At 58.9% G+C, this 15,194-nt stretch carries 15 protein-coding genes; 5 read left to right on the forward strand and 10 right to left on the reverse strand.

From position 1 onward, the window contains the following. Positions 1 to 31 precede the first annotated feature (31 nt). The gene (locus HMPREF2820_RS03925; protein WP_016423188.1) at positions 32 to 817 is read left to right on the forward strand and encodes an isoprenyl transferase; all 786 of its coding nucleotides are present in this window, start codon (positions 32 to 34) and stop codon (positions 815 to 817) included. A 30-nt stretch (positions 818 to 847) separates the two neighbouring features. On the opposite strand, the gene coaA is transcribed toward HMPREF2820_RS03925, so the two are convergent. After that, a complete protein-coding gene (gene coaA / locus HMPREF2820_RS03930; protein WP_042388837.1) occupies positions 848 to 1,783 on the reverse strand; it encodes a type I pantothenate kinase in 936 nt (311 codons plus the stop codon). A 150-nt stretch (positions 1,784 to 1,933) separates the two neighbouring features. On the opposite strand from coaA, the gene glyA reads away from it, so the two are divergent. Further along, positions 1,934 to 3,235, forward strand: a complete 1,302-nt coding sequence (glyA, locus tag HMPREF2820_RS03935) for a serine hydroxymethyltransferase (protein WP_016423186.1) — start codon at positions 1,934 to 1,936, stop codon at positions 3,233 to 3,235. A gap of 71 nt (positions 3,236 to 3,306) precedes the next feature. On the opposite strand, the gene HMPREF2820_RS03940 is transcribed toward glyA, so the two are convergent. Both HMPREF2820_RS03940 and HMPREF2820_RS03945 read right to left on the reverse strand, forming a co-directional pair. After that, entirely contained in the window at positions 3,307 to 4,524 is a 1,218-nt protein-coding gene (locus HMPREF2820_RS03940; RefSeq protein WP_246822207.1) for an HNH endonuclease signature motif containing protein, read from the reverse strand. Between the two features lie 159 nt (positions 4,525 to 4,683). Then, positions 4,684 to 5,229: a GNAT family N-acetyltransferase gene (locus HMPREF2820_RS03945; protein WP_070602862.1), complete on the reverse strand. Its 546-nt coding sequence runs from the start codon at positions 5,227 to 5,229 to the stop codon at positions 4,684 to 4,686. 80 nt (positions 5,230 to 5,309) lie between these two features. Between HMPREF2820_RS03945 and HMPREF2820_RS03950 the strand changes: the two genes are divergently transcribed. Beyond that, positions 5,310 to 6,068, forward strand: a complete 759-nt coding sequence (locus HMPREF2820_RS03950) for an enoyl-CoA hydratase-related protein (RefSeq protein WP_070602864.1) — start codon at positions 5,310 to 5,312, stop codon at positions 6,066 to 6,068. A gap of 42 nt (positions 6,069 to 6,110) precedes the next feature. Here HMPREF2820_RS03950 and metS read toward each other — a convergent pair whose 3' ends face one another. The 5 genes from metS to HMPREF2820_RS03975 all read right to left on the reverse strand — a co-directional run bounded on the left by metS (position 6,111) and on the right by HMPREF2820_RS03975 (position 11,219). Then, the gene (metS, locus tag HMPREF2820_RS03955; RefSeq protein ID WP_048733989.1) at positions 6,111 to 6,278 is read right to left on the reverse strand and encodes a methionine/alanine import NSS transporter subunit MetS; all 168 of its coding nucleotides are present in this window, start codon (positions 6,276 to 6,278) and stop codon (positions 6,111 to 6,113) included. 5 nt (positions 6,279 to 6,283) lie between these two features. Further along, entirely contained in the window at positions 6,284 to 7,894 is a 1,611-nt protein-coding gene (locus HMPREF2820_RS03960; RefSeq protein ID WP_070602867.1) for a sodium-dependent transporter, read from the reverse strand. A 299-nt stretch (positions 7,895 to 8,193) separates the two neighbouring features. Then, complete coding sequence (locus HMPREF2820_RS03965) at positions 8,194 to 9,366, reverse strand: acyl-CoA dehydrogenase family protein (protein ID WP_005510658.1); 1,173 nt, start codon at positions 9,364 to 9,366, stop codon at positions 8,194 to 8,196. Between the two features lie 634 nt (positions 9,367 to 10,000). Next, positions 10,001 to 10,774 carry an alpha/beta fold hydrolase gene (locus HMPREF2820_RS03970; protein WP_070429184.1) on the reverse strand — a complete coding sequence of 258 codons (774 nt, stop codon included), beginning with the start codon at positions 10,772 to 10,774 and terminating at the stop codon, positions 10,001 to 10,003. A gap of 52 nt (positions 10,775 to 10,826) precedes the next feature. Further along, positions 10,827 to 11,219 (reverse strand): DUF5997 family protein, encoded by a 393-nt coding sequence (locus HMPREF2820_RS03975; RefSeq protein ID WP_050773608.1) that lies wholly within the window; start codon positions 11,217 to 11,219, stop codon positions 10,827 to 10,829. A 40-nt stretch (positions 11,220 to 11,259) separates the two neighbouring features. On the opposite strand from HMPREF2820_RS03975, the gene HMPREF2820_RS03980 reads away from it, so the two are divergent. Next, the gene (locus HMPREF2820_RS03980; protein ID WP_070602870.1) at positions 11,260 to 12,012 is read left to right on the forward strand and encodes a type 2 periplasmic-binding domain-containing protein; all 753 of its coding nucleotides are present in this window, start codon (positions 11,260 to 11,262) and stop codon (positions 12,010 to 12,012) included. A 64-nt stretch (positions 12,013 to 12,076) separates the two neighbouring features. Continuing rightward, a complete protein-coding gene (locus tag HMPREF2820_RS03985; RefSeq protein WP_016423177.1) occupies positions 12,077 to 12,709 on the forward strand; it encodes a GNAT family N-acetyltransferase in 633 nt (210 codons plus the stop codon). Between the two features lie 30 nt (positions 12,710 to 12,739). Here HMPREF2820_RS03985 and HMPREF2820_RS03990 read toward each other — a convergent pair whose 3' ends face one another. Both HMPREF2820_RS03990 and HMPREF2820_RS03995 read right to left on the reverse strand, forming a co-directional pair. Further along, a complete protein-coding gene (locus HMPREF2820_RS03990; RefSeq protein ID WP_070602872.1) occupies positions 12,740 to 14,338 on the reverse strand; it encodes an MDR family MFS transporter in 1,599 nt (532 codons plus the stop codon). Further along, positions 14,328 to 14,927, reverse strand: a complete 600-nt coding sequence (locus HMPREF2820_RS03995; protein ID WP_246822208.1) for a TetR/AcrR family transcriptional regulator — start codon at positions 14,925 to 14,927, stop codon at positions 14,328 to 14,330. The genes HMPREF2820_RS03990 and HMPREF2820_RS03995 overlap by 11 nt, the downstream gene beginning before the upstream one ends. Between the last annotated feature and the right edge of the window lie 267 nt (positions 14,928 to 15,194).

Consider the following 15,194-nt stretch of genomic DNA (forward strand, 5'->3'; position numbering starts at 1 on the left):
GCGGCCGTGCCCATTGGGTAGGGTTACATATGTGAAAGAAAACCAGCCGTCCTCACTCCGGCGGATCGCCTATCCGCTCTACGAGCGCAAACTAGCCCAAGAGCTAGAAGGAAAACCTCGCCCCAAGCACGTTGCCATCATGGCCGATGGCAACCGCCGCTGGGCGAGGGAGGCTGGATTCACCGACGTCAGCCACGGCCACCGCGTCGGCTCCCGCAAAATCGCAGAATTCGTCGGCTGGTGCGCCGAGCAGGAAATCGAGCTGGTCACCATCTACCTGCTCTCCACCGAAAACCTCGGGCGAGACCCCGAAGAGCTGGAATTACTGTTCGACATCATCGCTGACGTCGTCGACGAATTGGCGCAATCGCCTAACGACGTGCGCCTGCGCATGGTCGGCCACCTCGAGCTCCTTCCGGAAAGAATGACCGCCCGGCTGCGTCACGACGAAGAAGTCACCGCGAACAACACCGGCATCCAGGTCAACATTGCCGTTGGCTACGGCGGCCGGCAGGAAATCGTCGACGCAGTACGCAGAATCATCCGGGAATCAGTCGCCGAGGGAATCGATGCTTCCGAGCTTGAGGAGCGCATCACCACCGATGCCATTTCTCGCCGCCTCTACACATCCGGACAACCGGACCCCGATCTAGTCATCCGCACTTCCGGAGAACAGCGGCTCAGCGGCTTCCTACTCTGGCAAACCGCCTACTCCGAGATTTGGTTCACCGATACCTACTGGCCCGAATTCCGCCGCATCGACTTCCTCCGCGCACTTCGAGACTTTTCGCAGCGCTCGCGCCGCTTCGGCAAATAACCTCCCTACATCCGGAAAAATTTCCGGATGTTAGAGTTTGCGCATCCGGACCCTCGAAACCTTGTGGTCCCGAGACTTCGTAAGAACTAATGACGCACGCACTCGAGTGGGCAAAATATTTTCCGTAAGGTTCGGCAAGTTCACCTGCTGCCAAATGCGTCGGGCTACCTCGGCCGCAGCTTCGTCGTCAAGCGTGGCATAATCCGCGAAGTGCGCGCCCGGAGCGCGAAACGCTGTCTGGCGGAGACGGAGGAAACGGCTGATGTACCAACGCTCGATGTCCGCGCGCGGGGCATCGACGTAGACACTGAAATCGAAAAGATCGGAAATCATCAGCGTCGGGCCCGTCTGCAAAACGTTGAGCCCCTCGAGAATGAGAATGTCCGGACGGTCAACATCGACGAACTCATCCGGCACCCGGTCATAGAGCGTGTGCGAATACACCGGGGCCTTCACATGCCGCGCCCCCGACTTCACCGCCGTGACAAACCGCATCAACGCACGCTGATCATACGACTCCGGATACCCCTTGCGCTGCATAATCCCACGGCGATTCAATTCCTCAGAAGGATAGAGGAAGCCATCAGTAGTAACCAAGTCCACCCGCGGATTAGTCTCCCAGCGCTCGAGCAGGACCTGCAGCAAACGCGCCGTCGTTGACTTGCCGACCGCCACCGAACCCGCGACGCCGATAATGAACGGCACCGACGCCCCCTTCGAAGGATTTTCCCCAAGAAAGTTCGACGTTACGGCGTTCAGCTCCCGATGCGCCGCCACACGCATGTGAATCAGACGAGAAAGCGGAAGATAGACCTCGGCGACTTCGTCCAGGTCGATGTTTTCACCGATACCGGAAAGTCGTTCAGCTTCCTCTTCCGTCAGCACCAGAGGCATATTCTTGCGCATTTCGCGCCACTGCTCGCGTTTGAACTCGACGTACGGGCTGGGGGATGTTGCGCGCGTCATACTTCCAATTGTGCCAAGGGGGTGCCGAAAACCGGAAAACGAGTCAATAAAGGGGGCATACCTGAATGGTGCTGCTTTCGTGGTTTGCCCCATAAAGGGCTAGCATGGCCTGTGGCATTGAAGTTTCATTGAAAGGTCGAAAACCTACTCATGACCGGGTCTAACAATAACGATGTCCGCTACCAATCGCTGCGTGAACTCGATCCCGACCTCGCAGAGGCAATGGCAGGGGAGCTCTCTCGTCAGCGTGACATGCTCGAAATGATTGCTAGTGAGAACTTTGTTCCACGTGCAGTGCTGCAAGCTCAGGGCTCGGTTCTGACCAACAAGTACGCAGAAGGCTACCCGGGTCGTCGTTACTACGGTGGCTGCGAATACGTCGACGTCGTCGAGGACATGGCTCGCGACCGCGCCAAGGAGCTCTTCGGCGCTGAGTTCGCCAACGTTCAGCCACACGCAGGTGCGCAGGCCAACGCTGCCGTTCTGCATGCGCTGATCAACGCCGGTGACAAGATTATGGGCCTCGACCTGGCACACGGCGGTCACCTGACCCATGGCATGAAGCTGAACTTCTCCGGCAAGCTCTACCACGTCGCCGCATACGGTGTGGACAAGGACACCATGCGGATCGATATGGACAAGGTGCGTGAGCAGGCGCTCGCAGAAAAGCCGGATGTTCTCATCGCAGGTTGGTCGGCGTACCCGCGCCACCTCGACTTCGAAGCTTTCCGTTCCATCGCCGATGAGGTCGGTGCGAAGCTGTGGACGGACATGGCGCACTTCGCAGGCCTGGTTGCCGCCGGTCTGCACCCGTCGCCGGTTCCGCATTCTGACGTTGTGTCGACCACCGTTCACAAAACCCTCGGTGGTCCACGTTCGGGCATGATTTTGGCCAAGCAGGAGTACGCCAAGAAGCTGAACTCCGCTGTTTTCCCGGGGCAGCAGGGTGGCCCGCTGATGCACGCCATCGCCGGCAAGGCCGTGGCGCTGAAGATTGCTGGTACCGAGGAGTTCAAGGAGCGCCAGGAGCGCACTCTGGCTGGTGCCCGCATTCTGGCTGAGCGTCTCACCGCTTCCGACTGCGCCGAGGCTGGCGTCGATGTTCTCACTGGCGGCACCGATGTCCACCTGGTTCTGGCGGATCTGCGCAATTCTGAGATGAACGGCCAGGAGGCCGAGGATCTGCTCCACGCTGTTGGCATTACCGTCAACCGTAATGCCGTTCCGTTTGACCCGCGTCCTCCGATGGTTACATCCGGACTTCGTATCGGTACTCCGGCGCTGGCCACCCGCGGTCTCGACGAGAAGGCGTTCACCGAGGTCGCCGATGTCATCGGTACTGCTCTCGCCGCCGGCAAGAATGCGGATGTTGACTCCCTGCGTGCTCGCGTTTCGAAGATCGCTCAGGAATTCCCGCTTTACGACGGCATCGAGGACTGGAACCTCATCTAATTCTGCGTTTTTGCAGCGCAAGTACCCGTTCTAGCAGTGCGCTAGGACGGGTTTTCCCGTACATCCGGGTTTTAGTCCGGAAGTGGTGGCTCCGGCCCGAGCTGTTTCGTCGTGCCCGCCCGGTATCCGGCGTAGGACCTCCCGGACATTGATGTCACAAATGAGTTGCTAAACAGCGGCGGCCGAGTTTTATCCGGCGGGCGCCATCGAATATGTCCGGATGTGGGGATACGTTCGAGGTGGCCGTTGCGTCCTTCCCGGTCGTCGTCGTTAAGCCCGTTGTGTTCGCGGCAGACCATGGTGAGGTTGTCTAGCGTGGTTGTGCCGCCGTGTTTGTGGGCGACTAGGTGGTGCGCTTGTCCGCTATAGGCGGGGCGTTCACAGCCGGGCCAGGCGCAGATGGGGTTGTCGATGAGCATCGCGATGCGCTGCTCTTCAGTCGCCAGGCGGGGGTTGCCGATGGGAAATAAGTCCGTAATGGCGCTGTGTTCGTCGTAAAGCACGGCCCACCCGGTGTCGGCGAGTAGGGCGTTAAGGAAGACGTCGGGGGCGAGCGCGGAGCCGTTGGTGGTGGCGGCGAATCGCGGGCTGTAGTCGATGAGGTCTTGTGCGGTGATGATGATGGCGGGTTGGTAGCGCATTTCATCGAGCTTGTCGACGGGCGTTGCGGCATCGGCATGCTCGAGGCGCTCGGCAAGCGCTTGGCCGACGCAGCGGTCGTGGGAAAACTCCGGATGGGACTTCCGGATTTCTGCGGCACGGATGGTAAGCGGCGACAGGAGATTGTCGAGCATATCCGAGGGGCCGGAGATGTGGAAGTGCTTCATTCCCCGGATGTCTACCTTCCGGGAAAATCGGGCGCGCAGATGCTGGGGTGGCTCGTCTTCGGTGTTGAGCTCGGTGAGAGTTTCCCGCATGTAGAGATCGAGTTCTTCGAAGCCGAGGCGTTCGGCGGCAGCGACGAATGTGAGCCGCAGGTTGTCGTGGAGTTCGGCGTTGTTGGCTTGGCGGCTGCGCTTGTCGATAAGCACGCAGGTGTCCAGGCTGAGGCCGAGCTGGCGCGCAAGGGCGGTGGCGTCTTCGCGGGCTTTGGTGTTTTCCTCGGTGTCAGCGGGTTGGAGATAGTGGGCGGCGACGCGTAGCAAAAGCCGGAGGCGCGCCGGGTCAAGGCCGAGGGTTGCCGCCAGGTGGGAGGTGGCGTCGTGGCCGTCGGGACGCGCGGCGTGGAGTTCCGCCAGCGTGTCCATTCCGCGCGAGGCCAGTGCGGCGAGCGTCCCAAGAACTGTCATGCCTTTGAAGGTAAAAGTCCGGATGTAGGGGGACAACGCCTATGGGGGCAGGCTGTGGATAAGTCAGCCGGTTTAGCAGTTATCCACATCCGGACTTTTCACGGCGCAAAACGCAGCGCAGCTGCACCGCCGTACCGCCGCACCACGCGCTGCCGTCTGTTACGCCCCGAAGTCACGCAGGGCGCTGCCGGTGAGGCGGAAGGTGTCCCATTCGTCCATGGGGAAGGCGCCGAGGGAGCGGTAGAAATCGATGGAGGGTTGATTCCACTTCAGGACGCACCACTCGACACGTGAGTAGCCTCGCTCCACGGCAATTCGCGCGAGGTTCTGCAGCAGTGCTTTGCCCTTGCCCGTGCCGCGTGCCTCGGGACGGACGTAGAGGTCTTCGAGGTAGATGCCGTGGGTGCCTTCCCAGGTGGAGTAGTTGAGGAACCACAGTGCAATGCCGTCGAGGCGCGGGCTGCCTCCAACACCGCCAACACCGCCAACACCGCCATCACCGCCACCGGCGCCGTCGTCCAAATTTCCGGATGTGGAGTCGACGACGTGGCAGAAAATCGCAGGGTTGTCCCCGAAGAGCTGTTCGCGCAGGCGCTCGGGGGTCAGTCGGACGGCATCGGGTTCTTTTTCGTAGGCCGCCAGGTCTTTGATGAGGTCGACGATCTCGTGGACGTCGTCAGGCGTGGCGGGGCGTGGAAGTGTCATGTGTCCCTTGTTACTCGCGGCGAGTGATTTGGTGCAAAAGTGCGTCCGAGGCGGGGGAGATTGCGATAACCTGCGAGGTTATGAGCAACGTTACTCAAGACTTTTCCGACGGCATTCTAGCCATCACCATCGACCGCCCGGATGCATACAACTCCCTGGATAAGAATCTCCGCTTGGAGCTAAAAGCCGCTTTTGAGCGTGCGCAAGAGCCGGACGTGCGCGCTGTTATCCTGCTCGGCGGGCCAAAGGCGTTTTGCACGGGCCAGGATTTGAAGGAGCACATCTCTGACCTGCAGTCGGGCGCTGGCATGGGCAAGGTTGTCGAGGAGTACAACCCGATGGTTGCGGAGCTGACCGCGATTAACGTTCCGGTTACTGCCGCTATCGAAGGTGCTGCGGCGGGTGCCGGCTGGTCGCTGGCGCTGCACTGTGATTTCCGTATCGCCGGCCCGAAGGCGTCGTTCAAGGCGGCGTTCCCGTCGATTGGCCTGGCCACGGACTGTGGCATGTCGGCGCTGCTGCCGCGTATGGTCAGCGACGCGAAGGCGCGTGAGCTGTTGTTCTTCGATAAGAAGGTGCTTGCCGACGAGGCCCTGAGCCTCGGCCTGGTCACTGAAGTGGTGGATAATCCAGCGACTCGGGCACGCGAGTTGGCTGCCCAGTTTGCGGCGGGGCCGACGGCCGCGCTGAAGGAGATTAAGGCTCTGCTGCGCCGGGATACCTTGTCTGCTGCTGCGGCGGAGGCGGACGCGCAGGCTCGTTTGGCGGTCTCGGCCGACCATAAGGAAGCGGTGGCCGCGTTCTTGGAGAAGCGACCACCGCATTTCGTAGGTGAGTAAGTCAGATACCTGGAGTGGCAGGGAAGAGATAGTAGTGAAGAACTACTGCTCTTCCTGCGCTCCTAGTACTTCGCTGGTGAGCTCTGGGTGATCTCCCAGCTCACCGGAAACCTCGTCAGGGTGCTTGGATAGGCTGACCAGCGAGACCGCCAGACCGCCCCAGATGACGATGATGAACAGTGCCATCATGACAATTGCGATACCGGACATTTGGCTTAAACCTCCTCGGTTTCCGGAGTGTGCTTGCGTGGCAGGTGTGAGGACCGCTTGAAATCTGGCGTCACACCGAAGTCCGAGCCCGGAGGGCCATCGAGACGGTGTTGGCCGCGCCAAGGCAGGATGGCCATAATCAGAGCGCCGATGAGAATCACGCCGATGACACCCCAGCCAAAGATGTCGATTTGGGTGTCGGAGTAGCCTTCGTAGTTTTCCTGGAAAAGTCCAATGAGCTCCTGGAACAGGATGACGGCGAGAATGACCGGCGTGATGTTTCCGACGAAGATCTGCCACATGGTGCCGACCTTGAACGAGGACACGGCGTTGAGGTGCATGGCGAACTCGTTGGTGCGGCGCAGGATCCAGTCGATTGCGATGATGGTCAGCAGTGCAACCAGGACGATACCGACGTTGTTGGTGAACTTATCTACGATGTCGAGGGTTACCAGACCTGAGGTGGTCGGGAAGGCCAGCAGCGAGATGACGGCCATGGCGCCACCGACGGTGAGGGTGGCCTGGACGCGGCCGAGGTTCAGCTTGTCCTTGACTGCGGAGACGACGACCTCGAGCAGCGACATCAGGGAGGTCACACCGGCGATTGCCAGGGAGAGGAAGAACAGCAGCCCGAAGACCGAACCGATGACCTTGGGCATCTCAGAGATGACCGTCGGGAATGCGATGAAGGCAAGACCAATACCGGAGGTTGCGACCTCGTCAACGGCCTGACCCGACTGCGCTGCCATGAAGCCCAGGGTGGCGAAGACACCGATACCGGCGAGAACCTCGAAGGAGGAGTTTGCGAACGCGGTGACCAGGCCGGAACCGGTGAGGTTCGTGCGTGGCTTCAGGTAGGAGGCGTAGGTCAGCATAATGCCGAAGGCCACGGACAGGGAGAAGAAGATCTGGCCGTAGGCGGCAATCCATACGCTGGAGTCAGTCAGTGCGGACCAGTCTGGGGTGAAGAATGCATCCAGGCCCTTTGCAGCGCCGTCGAGCGTCAGGGAGTAGATGACCACTGCGACGAAGAGGATGGTCAACAGCGGGATGAAGATAATCGAGACCTTGCCGATGCCCTTGTCCACACCAGCGGCCAGAATGCCGATGACGAGTACCCAGACAATGAGCAGGACGATGGAAATCGAGGGGACGAAGTCCAGAGAGAAGACGCTCTCGGTGTCTACTTGGAGGAAGTCCTTCATGAAGTGGGTCTCGGCATCTGGGCCCCAGCTCTTGCGGATGGACTTCCAGGCGTAGATGAAGGACCACGCGATAATAACGGCGTAGTAGACGGTAATGAAGAAGGCGATACCGACCTGAATCCAGCCGATTGGCTCAGCCCAGGTCTTGATGCGACGCATCGACTTCGGTGCGGACCCGCGGAAGCGGTGGCCGATGGCGAAGTCGAGGAAGAGCAGTGGGATACCCGCGGTCAGAAGTGCGACCAGGTAGGGGATAAGGAAGGCGCCACCGCCGGAGTCGTATGCGACATAGGGGAAACGCCAGATGTTTCCAAGCCCGACTGCCGAGCCGATGGCGGCGAAAATGAAGGCTGCTCGGGTGGAAAACACCTCCCTTCGCTGAGGGGTAGCGGTCGAGTTAGTTGTGCTCATACCTCTGGAACTCCAATCCTTCATCTCCGGTCACGCGCTCGCGCGGCCTAGGAGGGAATTTGGTGAAGTGCATCACCATTACCTAACAGAATCTTAGTATATGAGATGAGTATCTCATTGTATAGTTTCGGTTTTGTAGGGGGTAATGTTTTTAGTGGGGATGTGGCACGGGGGAAGGGAGCTCTAATCAAGCCTCGTAAATAATCGCCAGCCACCTACTTTGAGGTATGCAAAAACCCCGCCAGGAAGACCTGACGGGGTTTGGGGGGGGGCGAATCGGCTAGGCCGACGTGCGCTGTTTACTCTGCGCCGCCCTTGGCGATACGACGGAAGATGATCTCCTTCATGATCTCGTTGGTGCCACCGTAAATGGTCTGAACCTTGGAGTCGAGGTAGTGAGTGGAGATTGGGTACTCGAGCATGAAGCCGTAGCCACCGAACATCTGCAGGCAGCGGGTAACGATATCCTGCTGTTCCTCGGTGGTCCAGTACTTGGCCATGGAAGCGCCGGTCTCGTCCAGCTGGCCTGCGTTGTGAGCCATAACAGCCTGGTCAACGAAAGCCTGCAGGGCGGTGACGCGGGTGGCAATGTCAGCCAGGTAGTGGCCGTGGACCTGGTGCTGGATGATCGGGCGACCGAATGCCTCGCGCTCCTGAGCGTACTTGTAAGCCAGGGTCCAGGCGCGGCGGGAAGTTGCGACAGAGCCGCAAGCCAGGGTCAGGCGCTCGTGAGCGAGGTTGGTGCGCAGGTAGCCGAAGGCAGCGCCCTCTTCGCCGAGCAAGTTCTCGGCCGGAACGCGGACGTTGTCGAAGTTGAGCTCAGCGGTGTCCTGAGCCTTCAGGCCGACCTTCTGCAGCGGGCCAGCCTTGGTGAAGCCCTCGAGATCAGCGTCGACGATGAACATGGAGACGCCAGCGCGGCCCTTGGATGGGTCGGTGATAGCTGCGACGAGAGCGAAGTCGGCCATCATGCCGTTGGAGATGAAGATCTTGGTGCCGTTGAGGACGTAGTGGTCGCCGTCCTTCTTGGCGAAGGTGCGCATACCTGCCAGGTCAGAACCTGCGCCCGGCTCGGTCATGGCGAGGCAGCCGATGGTGTCGCCGGCGTTCATGGAAGCCAGGTACTTCTGCTTCTGCTCTTCGTTACCGAACTTGGCCAGGTACGGAGCGACCAGGTCGTTGAGAACGCCGAAGGAAACGACGATGGAGCCACAGTCAGCGTTGGAGAGCTCCTCGTTCAGGACCTGGTTGTAGCGGAAGTCCATCTCTCCGCCGCCGCCGTATGCCTCCGGAGTGGACATACCAATCAGGCCCAGCTCACCGGCCTTCTTGAAAATCTCGCGGTCCGGCTGACCTTCCTTGTGCCAGCGCTCTACGTTCGGGGTGATTTCCTTCTCGACGAAGCCGCGAACCATGTCGCGGAACATGTTGTGCTCTTCTTCGAAGTGAGTACGGGGCAGAAAGTCCTTCATGACATGCTCCTAGAAATATTGTCGTGGAATTTTTGTCTTAAGGCCTTTTCGTACGTCGCAGATAAACGCTGCAGATAAACGCGATGGCCTCGGTTCATCGTCATAGTGACTATGACTGTTGTACCCCATTATGCATGAGTGTGATGAGAGACACTTGTTTTTTTAAAAGTTTTTTCCCGATTGATGACGTGAAATCGCTTGACGACGGATATTGTGCCCAACCTTCCCGGAAAACTACCCCCGTTGCGGTTGGAGGTTGCTATTGAATCCAGACTATCCTCGACAGTCGGCAATGTTAGGTAATGCTAACCTACAAAGCCAGGTGAATGGCTATTTTTGTCATATCTGACAGGCGGGACCCTGGGGCTTTGGGGTCGATAGGGTAGGCGTTTTGGATGGTCATCATGGGGGTGATTAACGAAACAATCTCGTTTTCTTATTCCCATTAGTGCTGGTGGTAGTTAGTATGAGCATCAGGTGGAGACCGGTTCCCTTGATTATCCGAGCTTCTTCCACTGCAGTCATAGCAACCTCCAATTGCACTCGAAAAAATGACGCGACCTGTGCGCCGTCCCTGTGGAATGGACAGCGAGCAGGTCGCGTTATTTCTATTTTTTATTGCTGCGATTAGGCGCTAGTCGGCAATCCCATCAATGTGCGCCAGCAGGGCCGAGTTGTAGTACTCCGGGGTTTCCTGGTTGAGCAGGTGCTTGGCCGGCGAAATGACGACCATGGTCGAGCCCGCGATGCCGTCGTGAAGCGAAGTGACGACGTCGAGAGACGTAGAGGTGTCCTGCTTGCCGGCGATGACCAGCGTCGGAGCGGTGATCTCGGCGAGGCGCTCGCGGGTGTCGAAGCGAGAGAGTGCTCCGCAGGCGCCGATGTAGCCGTCATCGGGGCAATCTGCGATCATGTCGCGGAAGCGGGCGGCGAGCTCAGGGGTAGTGTCGAAGCACTCGTCGGTAAACCAGTTGCGGACGACAGTGTCGGCGAGTGCGACCGTGCCCTTGTCGCGCACGAGCTGGGCCTTTTCCTGCCAGGCCTCGGGTGTGCCGAATTTCGGCGCCGTCGACGACAGTGTCAGGCTGACCACGCGATCGGCGTGTTCTAATGCGATGGTTTGGGCGATAGCGCCGCCGAGAGATAGTCCCACAAAATGTGCGCGGTCAATATCCTCCTCATCGAGGACCTCGATGATGTCGGCGGCCAAGTGGCTCATGTCCCACTCACCCTCGGGGATAGGGGAATCGCCATGGCCGCGGACATCTGGCGTGATGACCTGGTACTTTTCGCTCAAAGCAGCTACCTGGGGCTCCCACATCTCCTGTGTGGTGCCCAGCGAGCCAATCAGGACAACCGTACCGTTGTCCTTGTGGTTGATTGCATGTGCGGTGTAGTCGATGGCCACGGGAGAATCCTCCTTGAAGGTGTCAGCTGTGTCGGTGTGTCAGCTGTGTCGGCTATTTCTCGGCGTTGCGAGCAGCTTCAGCGGCAGCCCGACCAGGGCCGTCGTCCTTCTTGGCCTCTGCCTCAGCGGCTTCCACGCGCTGCTTCGCCATGGACTCACGAGCAGCCTCCAGCCACTCCGGCATCTGCTCGAGCAAATCCTTAATCTCCGCCGTTGTCAGCGGCTTGTCCATGTCGTTCTTCTTCAACGCCGTGATAGTGATGCCCAGCTTGCGGGCAACTTCCGGGCGCGGGTGCGGTCCGTTGCGGCGTAGCTCAGCGAGCCACTCCGGCGGATTGGACTGCAGTTCGGCAAACTGCGCGTGCGAAATCTCACCAGTGCGAAATTCCTCGGGTGTGGCCGGGAGGAAAATGCCAAGTTTCTTGGCTGCGGTTAGGGGTTTCATGGGTTCAACGCTAGCACCCATTCGAGTAACCTTGCGGAGTATGTCGACTCCTGAACCCGCCGTCCTGCGCATCGTGTTCGCCACCGGCACCAGTCCCGAGAAGTGGTTTCGCCGCTTTAGGGATCGGATTCCGGCAACACTGCACACCCACGCCGCCGACGATCCGATGTCCGACCTGGTCGGCGGCGCCGCTGACATGGCGCTGGTTCGGTTAGAGTCCGAAAGCTCGCTGCCCGAGTCGCTCCATCGCATCCGGCTTTACGACGAAGCCTGGGGCGTGGCCTTCGAGAAAGAGCACGTGTTCTCCCTCACAGAGTCCGTGCCGGAGGAGCTGTTGGCGGACGAAACTGTGTTGCTGACCTCCGTGGATGCGGATGAGCTGCGACAGATGCTGCCCGTCGCGGCCACTGGTGCAGGTGTCGTGGTGGGACCTCGCACGATTTTGAAGGCGCTGTCGAAGAAGGCGGTGGCCTCATCGAACTTGGTGGCCGAGGAAGGTGCCACAGAACCGCTGTCTCGAACAGCTATTTGGTTGGTGTGGCCGAAAGCAGAGGACGACGAGCTCCGGCAGGAGTTCGTCGGCATTGTCCAGGGGCGCAGGGAAGGCTCGACGCGCACACAGCTGGGGCGCAAGAAGGCTGACGAAGCTCCAAAGAAGTTATCGGCCCGAGAAAAGACGCTTGCTAAGCAAGCCCGCCGGCAGCGCGCTGGGAGCGTCGTAAAGCATGCGCGCAGTGGTCGTGGTGGACGTCGAAGCAGCGGCGGAAACGGGCGACCGCGCAGGCGAAAGTAATCTTTTTACAATATTTTTGTCGTTTCGTTCGACGTGCGCGGAAAAATTAGCCACACTTGTAGTTATGGCTGAAAAGAAGCGCGATTTCACGATTCGAATGATGCGTGAAGAGGACTATCCACAGATCCAAGAGATCTACGAGATTGGCCTGGATACGGGGCACGCGTCCTGGGAGCACTCCGCTCCCGAGTGGGACGAATTCATCGCACTCAAACGAGTGGATTTGTGTTACGTCGCCGTCGACGCAGAAAACCCGGACAAGATTCTGGCTTGGGCATCGGCAGCGCCGGTATCCAAGCGCCCGATTTTCAATGGCGTCATCGAAGACTCCATCTACGTCCATCCTGACGGGCAGGGCATGGGGCTGGCAGCGACGCTGCTGCAGAAGCTTATCGACGATGCCACGGAGCTCGACTGCTGGTCGATTCACTCGTGGGTCTTCCCGGAGAATGTGGGATCGTTAAAGTTGCATCGAAAGCTTGGCTTCCGTGAAGTGGGGATTTACCACCACATGGCAAAGATGACCTACGGTCCAATGGCGGGGCAGTGGCGCGATGTCATTATTTTGGAAAAGCTCCTGGAAAAGCCAGAGGAGCGCGCGCTGAAGCGCGTCCAGGAAGAAGCAGAAGCCGCCGGTGAGCCGAACCGTCCGATTCTGGACAAGCTCGACCGCGCCGACGGCCAGGTGGGGGCATAGCTGCCGGGAGCCGCGGCTCCCGCGAATTAATTATTCGACGGTTTCCTTCAACGGATCCTCGCGAACAAAGAACACAATGATTGCTGCCAGAATAATCACTGGCATTAGTACCAAGAAGATTGGCGTCAAACCATCGTTGTAGCTGGAGATCAGCGCTTCGTGGATTGGCGCCGGCATGCTATCTAGGACGTGCGGCGTCAGTGAACCAATCGACTTAGAGGAAAAGCCCTCCGGGCCCATCTGCTTTGCGAACTCTGCTGCAGCCTCCGGTGATGCGGCCTTGATCTGTTCGATAGCCGCCGGAACGCGTTCGCCTGCCAGGTCCTTCATGCGGTGGATGAAAATCGAACCCACAATGGAGGAACCGACCGCACCACCAATCTGGCGGAAGAAGTTACTCGCAGCGGTAGCGGTACCGACCATGGCGACCGGGAAGGAGTTCTGCACGATGAGAACCAGAACCTGCATGCCGGTGCCCAGGCCGAAGCCCATGATGAACAGGTAAACACCAACCTGCCACAGCGGGGTGGTGGTCTCCAGCGTGGACAGCAAGTAGAGGGAGACAGCCATAATCATCAGGCCGACGAAGGGGTAGAAGCGATACTTACCAGTCCGCGAAATAATCTGGCCAACGCCAATTGAGGTGAGCAGCATGCCGACCATCATCGGCGTCATCATCAAGCCTGCAGCGGTCGGTGACATTGAGTGCACCATCTGCAGGTAGGTCGGAATATAGGCCATAGTGCCGAACATCGCGATACCCAGAATGAGACCCGACACAGTCGTGAGCACGAAGTTCCGGTTATTAAACAAGTGCGTCGGAATCAGTGGGTTGGAAACACGAGTCTCGGTGAGGAAGAACAGCACCCAGGAAACCACGGAGGCAACGATAAGCGAGATGATGACTCCGGAGTTCCAGTCGTACTGTGTACCGCCCCACGTGGTGGTGAGAATTAGCGTCGAGGCAGCGGCAGTCAAGAACATCGTGCCGATGTAGTCGAAGTTTCCTTCACTCTGGCGTCGGGGCAGCTTCAGGAAGGCTGCAGCTGCCGATAGTGCAACCACGCCCATCGGGACGTTGATCCACAGGCCCCAGCGCCAGCCCGGGCCGTCGGTGAACCAGCCTCCCAGCACTGGTCCCAGCACGGAACTCAGACCGAACACAGCACCCATGATGCCCATGTACTTACCGCGCTGGCGTGCGGGAATAACCTCGGCCAGGATGGCCTGCGAGGAAACCATCAATGTACCGCCAGCAAATCCCTGAAAGGCGCGGGCGGCGATGAGCAGGCTCATGGAGTTGGTGATTGCACCCATGACGGAACCGACCATGAACAGCGCGATGCCCATCATGAACAGGCCCTTGCGCCCAATCATGTCACCGAGCTTGCCGACAATCGGCATTGCCACAGTCTGTGCCAACAGGAATGCAGAAATAACCCACGACATGTGGTCAACTCCGCCGAGCTCGCCGACGATGGTCGGCAGGGCGGTGGCGAAAATCATCTGCCCCAGCGAGCTCATCAGCATAGTGAGAATGAGCGCGAAGAAAATGATTCCCAAGTGGGACTTGTTGTCAGAAACCGTGGTGTCGGTTTGATCTTGAGCAGTGGTGTTGCTAGCTGTCACTATTCCTCCTCCAGAAATTTTTAACGACGTCGGCGGCGTCGTGAAGCGGTGTATCTGTTGTGAATTCGTCCCGATGAGCCGATGAGTACAGCACGCATTCGCGGACGAAACCGACCGACAGTGCTACCTCGTGCCCGACGGGCAGCTCGGGGTGCGTGCGCGACTGTGGATTCATCTCGAAATAGCGCTCAAAGGCAGAACGGACGCGGCGCATTGAGTTGCCAAAATTCGAAATGACAACCGTCGATAGCTTTGGCTCATTGCGCAAAATCTCGCGGATACGCTCCTTGAGCAGACGGTGAAACTCTTCGGTTGCCCCCAGCTCTTTATATCGGAGTAGCTGGGATTGCTGCTTTTTCTCGATGAAATCGAGCATGTCCGCGATGGGGTCTTGGTGAATTTGGGCGAGGAATACCTCTTCATCGTCAGCATCGAATGACATGATGCCGTTGCCGAAGATGGCTTGATCCTTGGAGTCGAAGTAATTGAAGAATGTGCGTCGACTGATATTGACCCGCTGACAGATGTCTTCGATGTTGACTTGGTCGTATCCGTGATCCAGCACAAGAGCGGTCGCGGCATCGGCCAAAGCGCAGTGTGTTTGAAACCTTTTGAGCTCCCGGAGACCGCACTCGGGGCGTTGGCCCGGGTCCAATCTGGGATAGGTATTCTCATCAATTTGCACGAGGTGCAAAGTTACACCGAGTGCAATGTGATGGCAAGTTGATGAGTCAACAGGTGTTTGAGTACCTATGCAGAGAGCATCTTTGGGTTGTTCAGGATGCCGTGGAATCAGGCGCAGGGGTCGGGTTGTTGATAGTCGCAACGCGCCATTCAATTACACAACCTTCGTGTT

The organism is Corynebacterium sp. HMSC064E08, from assembly GCF_001811805.1.
Taxonomy (GTDB): Bacteria; Actinomycetota; Actinomycetes; order Mycobacteriales; family Mycobacteriaceae; genus Corynebacterium; species Corynebacterium jeikeium_D.

Bases quoted from the DNA above. Each gene is read 5' to 3' on its own strand.
- coaA (WP_042388837.1), bottom strand. From the start codon at position 1,783: ATGACGCGCGCAACATCCCCCAGCCCGTACGTCGAGTTCAAACGCGAG.
- glyA (WP_016423186.1), top strand. From the start codon at position 1,934: ATGACCGGGTCTAACAATAACGATGTCCGCTACCAATCGCTGCGTGAA.
- HMPREF2820_RS03940 (WP_246822207.1), bottom strand. From the start codon at position 4,524: ATGACAGTTCTTGGGACGCTCGCCGCACTGGCCTCGCGCGGAATGGAC.
- HMPREF2820_RS03945 (WP_070602862.1), bottom strand. From the start codon at position 5,229: ATGACACTTCCACGCCCCGCCACGCCTGACGACGTCCACGAGATCGTC.
- HMPREF2820_RS03950 (WP_070602864.1), top strand. From the start codon at position 5,310: ATGAGCAACGTTACTCAAGACTTTTCCGACGGCATTCTAGCCATCACC.
- metS (WP_048733989.1), bottom strand. From the start codon at position 6,278: ATGTCCGGTATCGCAATTGTCATGATGGCACTGTTCATCATCGTCATC.
- HMPREF2820_RS03960 (WP_070602867.1), bottom strand. From the start codon at position 7,894: ATGAGCACAACTAACTCGACCGCTACCCCTCAGCGAAGGGAGGTGTTT.
- HMPREF2820_RS03965 (WP_005510658.1), bottom strand. From the start codon at position 9,366: ATGAAGGACTTTCTGCCCCGTACTCACTTCGAAGAAGAGCACAACATG.
- HMPREF2820_RS03975 (WP_050773608.1), bottom strand. From the start codon at position 11,219: ATGAAACCCCTAACCGCAGCCAAGAAACTTGGCATTTTCCTCCCGGCC.
- HMPREF2820_RS03980 (WP_070602870.1), top strand. From the start codon at position 11,260: ATGTCGACTCCTGAACCCGCCGTCCTGCGCATCGTGTTCGCCACCGGC.
- HMPREF2820_RS03985 (WP_016423177.1), top strand. From the start codon at position 12,077: ATGGCTGAAAAGAAGCGCGATTTCACGATTCGAATGATGCGTGAAGAG.